The organism is Candidatus Rokuibacteriota bacterium (assembly GCA_030647435.1).
Taxonomy (GTDB): domain Bacteria; phylum Methylomirabilota; class Methylomirabilia; order Rokubacteriales; family CSP1-6; genus AR37.
The window spans coordinates 1-5210 of record JAUSJX010000087.1; the positions used below are offsets into that span (position 1 = coordinate 1).

The following is a 5210-nucleotide window of genomic DNA, read 5'->3' on the forward strand; positions in this document are numbered from 1 at the left end:
CGACCCAGGGCCTCGTGGTCCAGCGTGTCGAGGAGGGCAGCCCCGCCGCCGACGCGGGCTTCGAGCGCGGCGACGTGATCGTGGAAGTGGACAAGAAGCCTATCAAGAGCGTGGCCGAGCTCCGCGAGTCCGTGGACAAGCACGGCAAGGGCAAGCCGATGCTCTTCCGGATCCAGCGTCAGGACGCGAGCCTCTTCCTCACCGTCACCGTCTAGCGGTTCAGCTCAGCGGACCCGCCGGCGCTTCGCAGCGCCGGCGGGTCCCCGTAGCGCGCCCCTGCCGGTGCCTGATGGTCCCGTGGAGGGCTCCCACCCTGTGATTCAAGTTCCCGATTTGACCTCTGATCCCCGCTCTGGCAGGATCGGCGCGAGGTGGGGGGGGGTATCCGCGCTATGACAAGGCAGGTCCCGAGGGAGGACACACGGGCGAGGCGGGCCATGAGTGAGAACGGGTTTTATGTTATCTACGCTCCGCGGGCGGATGCACGACCGGAATGTCCTGCGCGGTTTCCTTGCGCACGGTGTACTGATCGACCACCGCCTGCGCCTTTTTCGTGTACGCGTCGGGCGTGGTGCGGTAGGCCTCGTTGGCGAGATTCTGTTTTCCGTAAATGTGCCAGTATGGCATCATGAAAAACATGATCAGGCACCAGATCAGGGACAACACGATCCATGATCCTTCGAGCCGATCAAGAGGCTGCCTCCACCACACGCGTTGTGAAGGGGGCTGGATTGCGCTCATGAGGGGGTGTTCTCCCTCGTTAGACTGGTTGCCGGCGCGCGCGGCGGTAGTGCCGCGGCCGATACTGCGTTGTTGCGTTCATTTCGGGACCGGGATCGTGATGAGTTCCATCACGCCCCATACGATATAGAGCACGGTGGGCATCGCGATGCCGAGAAACAACAGCAGAAACGGGTTATCCAGCACCTGCTGCATGATCGGGGTGCCTTCGTCCATTTCGTCGGCAGTCGGGTCAGGATTACGATTGGTATCGGCCATTGGGGTTCCCTCTCCTTGGTTAGATCTCGGTGGCGCAGGACGTGGGGTCCAGGCCAGCCGCCAAATCTACTGCTCGCCACCGCGCAAAAGTGTGATGCAAATGAAGGTGTCAAAAAATCGGGAAGGCATCATTATGCGAACCGTGGCGCGGACAAAGCAAGTTGGAATCAAGCCCTGATGCGCGCTGTCACCAATCATGGGAAGCTAGCCGGAATGGACCAAAGGTCGCAACAACAGGTCGCCGCATGGCTTTTGTTGTGCTGCACCATGCTTTTCACATTGGTCGTGGTGGGCGGCATAACGCGCCTCACGCATTCCGGCCTGTCGATCGTCGAATGGCAGCCGCTCGTCGGCACGCTGCCGCCGCTCTCGGAGCAGGCGTGGCAAGAGACTTTTCAGAAATACCAGCAGACCCCCGAATACCAGAAGGTCAACCTCGGCATGAGCCTCGAGGAGTTCAAAGGCATCTTCTGGTGGGAATACGGGCATCGTCTGCTGGGGCGCACCATCGGACTCATCTACCTGGTGCCGTTTCTGTATTTCCTGCTGAGAAGAAAACTCGACCGCACGGGCGTCTGGCAGCTCGGTGCAATGTTCCTGCTCGCCGGGCTGCAGGGCGCGCTCGGATGGTACATGGTGAAAAGCGGCCTCGTCGACAATCCGCGCGTGAGCCAATACCGGCTCACGGCGCATCTCGGACTCGCAATCGCGATCTACGCCGCGATGTTGTGGGTGGCGCTGGGATTGCTCACGCGGCGCGGCGCGCCGCCGCGCGGCACTGCGCGCCGCCAGTGGCGGTTCTCGCTCGTGCTGACCGCCATCATCTTCGTGATGTCCCTGTCGGGAGGGCTCGTGGCGGGCATCCGTGCCGGGCTTGCCTACAACACGTTCCCGCTGATGAATGGTTACTGGATCCCGCCGCAACTTCTGCTGCTCGAGCCGTGGTACTCCAACCTCTTTGACAACGCGGCAACCGTGCAATTCGGCCACCGGCTGCTCGCCTGGCTGCTGGCCGCGCTGGTGCCGTGGTTCTGGTGGCGCTCGCGGCACGTGACCCTGACACCGTGGGCGCGGCTGTGGTGCGATGCATTGCCGGCGGTGCTGATATTGCAACTTACCCTAGGCATCGTGACGCTGCTGCTCGCGGTGCCGGTGGCGCTCGGCGCCGCGCATCAGGCCGGTGCGCTGCTACTGCTGACAACCGCGCTGGTCGTCAATCACGAGTTGCAGACGACTACCGCCTCGAGCGGGCAGGCGCAACCGGCAGCCGCCAAGGCGCGTGACGAACTGACCGTGCAGCCGTAAGGGCGGCGCAGCGGCTGACGCACGATCTGCCCATGCCGCGCAAGGCCATCAACGTCCGGGATCTCGTGTCCAACCTGCCCATCGTAATCTTCGGCCAGGTCAAGCTCGCGCTGCAGGCGCCTGGAGGCGGTGAGAAAGTCGTCGAGTTGATCGGACCCGGCATGAGTGTCGGCGAGCCCGTCATGTTTCTCGACAAGCCGTACATGGTGAGCGGAACGACGCTTGCCGACTCGCTGCTGCTGCACGTCGCACGCGACGTCGTCTACGCCGAGATCGAGCGCGATCCCGGATTCGCGCGCCGCATCATCGCTGGACTGAGCCGCCGCCTGCACCACCTGATCGGCTACCTGCTGCGTGACGAATCCGCGGTCAACACCGTCAACTCGCTGGGGGTGACATTGCCCGCCAGGAAAGGCGTGATCGCGGGGCATCTCAATCTGACTCACGAGCATTTCTCGCGCATCCTGCACGAACTGATCGAGGCCGGACTGATCGGGGTCGATGGTCCGCGGGTGACGATCCCCGACATCGCCCGGCTGCGCAGCTACGGCACCTGACGGACGGGGATGGCAGGACCCGGTGTTTGATCTCGACCAGATCGCCATGGTCGCCACAAATGCATATAAGTAGTGCCGTGAGAAGGCATGTCCCGAGGGAGGACCCTAGGGCGAGGCGGGCCATGATTGAGAACGGGTTTTATGTTACCTACGCTCCGCGCACGACCTGCGGCGCCTGGGCATCGACGTGACGCGTGGGGCTCATTTCATGGCGCTCGACGGTCGACGGCTTGCTCCACGACCTCCCGCCGAGCAGCTCCGACTGTTCGTACAGGGAGGCACCTTCCCGCCGTCGTGTGGAAGACCGCGGTACCCCCGAGCGCGTACCGTTAATACAGTGCCGTCAAGAGCCGCGCGCCGCTCGCGTCCTGTTGGCCACGCACCCAGAGGGGGGTGCCGCTGCCGCGCTCATGACCTTTGCCGACGGCGCGCCATGAAGCCAAGCGTGCCGAGACCCGCGAAGACCAATGCCCAGGTGGGCGGCTCAGGGACCGGCCGGTAGCTGATCTGATCCTGATGCTCCGGGCTGCGATAGGTGGTGAATCCGCCGAGGTCCGTCGAGAAGCTGCCCAGTCCGCCAAGCCAGGTGTCCGCAAGCAAGACCACACCCGCCGGGGTGGTCGGGCTCTTCGCGTGGGTCACACCCCTGTTGGCCAGATCGCCGCCGTCCACGTTCAAGGTGGAACCCGTCTCGAACACTATCTCCCACAAGGCGAGCTGGAAGGCCGCGCTGTTCGTGGAGCTCGTCAGCGAGGTCGTGTAGAAGCCGTGAAACAACTGCGCGATCTCGCCCTTGCGCGCGGCCGTGATCTGCGCGTCCGCGGCGAGTGACGTCGTCGTGTAGTCCGAGTACAGCGTGCCGAAGCTGATGGTCTGAAAGAGATCGATGCAATAGGCAAGGACCCCGGCGGGCGGGTTCAGGTTGAACGCCCCTGCATTGACGTCTCGCGAGACAAATGGCGACGGGCTGACCAGTCTGACGGTCTGGGAGCCGACCGCAAAGCCCGTCACCTTGAGCACGTCCGCGCGCGCCGCCGGCGCGAACGTGAGGGGGGCGCTCAGCAAGCAGAGCGCAAGGATTCCACACTGAAACGATCTCATGAATCCTCTCTCCTTATCTAAGTGACTCAAGATCGCCGTATCGGTCATGTAAGGAGCGTCCGCAGCTCGGGCCATGAAGCGGCTGGATCTGACGCTCGCGCCAGTCAATTGCAAGGATGGCGCCATGAGTTCAGGTGTGTGTGGGAAGACACTTACGCGCAGGTGCTGAATCCAGATGAGTCAGGCAGTCCTATGACTGGGCAAAGATTTGCCCTATCAGGTCACTTTGCGGTCCTCGCGACCGTGAAAGCGCGAGAGCGTCGAGCGCGACATGCTCTCGCTTGCCGAGCTGGCTGACATAGCCCTCCGCGTTGCTGCCCAGTACCTTGAGATAGGCGCGGCAAAGCTGGGGCTGCCAGAGCGCGTGGCCCTCTCCTCCTCGAAGCATGACGATCACCCATTGCGTGCCGCTCTTGAACGGCGTGAATCCCCACTGCCGCGGCTTATCCCAGCCGATCGCCGGGGCTGCGTCCACGGTGACGAGCGGCCGCTCTTCACGCCCGTGGAAGACGCGCACGATGCGAACATCCATCGTTCGGTCGGGGCACACCTCCAGCACCTCGACGTGGGCGACCAGCTCCTTGGTCCCGAAGCGCTCGCCGGGCGCGTGGAAAGGGAGGAACATGCAGCTCAGCGCGAGAGCCGGCGCGGTAGCGAGGCCCAGAACGATCGCTCCGAGCCACGCCGCCAGCGCCACGCGCATCAGAAGCGCACCCAGATGCGGTAGCTGAGCTTGGCCTCGCCTTCCTTGGGCACCGGGGCATTCCACCTGGCGGTGAAGGCCTGGAGCTTCTCGTGCGGGTGGCTCGCGCGGATCACGTCCCAGTCGCTGTGACAAGGAAGACCCTTGGGCAAGACCCTCCGGCGAGGCGGGCCATGACTGAGAACGGGTTTTATGTTACCTACGCTCTCGCCGGCCGAGCGGGCGGGTCTCAAGTCCGGCGACATCATCACGGAGTACGACGGGCGCAAGGTGGAGCGCGCGAGCGACCTGCCGCGGGCCGTCGCCGGCACGCCGGTTGGGCGCGGGGTGCGGCTGTCGGTCATCCGCGACGGTAAGCCGGTGACGCTCAGCGCCCGCATCGAGGCGCTCGACGCGAAAGAGTCCGGTCAGGCCGACGGCGGTGAGAAGGCCAAGCCCGCGCTGGGCCTCGCCGTGCAGCCGCTGACGCCGGGCCTCGCCCAGCAGCTGGGCGTGCGCGCGACCCAGGGCCTCGTGGTCCAGCGTGTCGAGGAGGGCAGCCCCGC

At 64.5% G+C, this 5210-nt stretch carries 9 protein-coding genes; 4 read left to right on the forward strand and 5 right to left on the reverse strand.

Annotation, left to right across the window (positions count from 1 at the left end):
* Positions 1-215 (forward strand): PDZ domain-containing protein (locus Q7W02_15980; GenBank protein MDO8477663.1); only part of this gene is annotated, 215 nt, incomplete at its 5' end.
* Positions 216-459: 244 nt separating this feature from the next.
* Here the strand turns inward: Q7W02_15980 and Q7W02_15985 are convergent.
* Positions 460-666, reverse strand: a complete 207-nt coding sequence (locus tag Q7W02_15985; protein MDO8477664.1) for a hypothetical protein — start codon at positions 664-666, stop codon at positions 460-462.
* Positions 667-819: 153 nt separating this feature from the next.
* Positions 820-999, reverse strand: coding sequence for a hypothetical protein (locus tag Q7W02_15990; protein ID MDO8477665.1), 180 nt, complete (start codon positions 997-999; stop codon positions 820-822).
* A gap of 213 nt (positions 1000-1212) precedes the next feature.
* On the opposite strand from Q7W02_15990, the gene Q7W02_15995 reads away from it, so the two are divergent.
* Positions 1213-2304, forward strand: a complete 1092-nt coding sequence (locus tag Q7W02_15995) for a COX15/CtaA family protein (protein ID MDO8477666.1) — start codon at positions 1213-1215, stop codon at positions 2302-2304.
* A gap of 32 nt (positions 2305-2336) precedes the next feature.
* Positions 2337-2861 (forward strand): Crp/Fnr family transcriptional regulator, encoded by a 525-nt coding sequence (locus Q7W02_16000; protein MDO8477667.1) that lies wholly within the window; start codon positions 2337-2339, stop codon positions 2859-2861.
* 408 nt (positions 2862-3269) lie between these two features.
* Here the strand turns inward: Q7W02_16000 and Q7W02_16005 are convergent, their stop codons facing one another.
* The 3 genes from Q7W02_16005 to Q7W02_16015 form a co-directional block, all read right to left on the reverse strand.
* Positions 3270-4010 (reverse strand): PEP-CTERM sorting domain-containing protein, encoded by a 741-nt coding sequence (locus Q7W02_16005; GenBank protein MDO8477668.1) that lies wholly within the window; start codon positions 4008-4010, stop codon positions 3270-3272.
* 142 nt (positions 4011-4152) lie between these two features.
* Positions 4153-4665, reverse strand: coding sequence for a hypothetical protein (locus tag Q7W02_16010; protein ID MDO8477669.1), 513 nt, complete (start codon positions 4663-4665; stop codon positions 4153-4155).
* Positions 4665-4817, reverse strand: a complete 153-nt coding sequence (locus tag Q7W02_16015; protein MDO8477670.1) for a hypothetical protein — start codon at positions 4815-4817, stop codon at positions 4665-4667. Before Q7W02_16015 ends, Q7W02_16010 begins: the two co-directional genes overlap by 1 nt.
* A 40-nt stretch (positions 4818-4857) precedes the next feature.
* Between Q7W02_16015 and Q7W02_16020 the strand changes: the two genes are divergently transcribed.
* Positions 4858-5210: PDZ domain-containing protein (locus Q7W02_16020; GenBank protein MDO8477671.1), on the forward strand; the 353-nt coding region annotated here is incomplete at its 3' end.

Bases quoted from the DNA above. Each gene is read 5' to 3' on its own strand.
- Q7W02_15990 (MDO8477665.1), bottom strand. From the start codon at position 999: ATGGCCGATACCAATCGTAATCCTGACCCGACTGCCGACGAAATGGAC.
- Q7W02_15995 (MDO8477666.1), top strand. From the start codon at position 1,213: ATGGACCAAAGGTCGCAACAACAGGTCGCCGCATGGCTTTTGTTGTGC.
- Q7W02_16000 (MDO8477667.1), top strand. From the start codon at position 2,337: ATGCCGCGCAAGGCCATCAACGTCCGGGATCTCGTGTCCAACCTGCCC.
- Q7W02_16005 (MDO8477668.1), bottom strand. From the start codon at position 4,010: ATGACCGATACGGCGATCTTGAGTCACTTAGATAAGGAGAGAGGATTC.
- Q7W02_16010 (MDO8477669.1), bottom strand. From the start codon at position 4,665: ATGCGCGTGGCGCTGGCGGCGTGGCTCGGAGCGATCGTTCTGGGCCTC.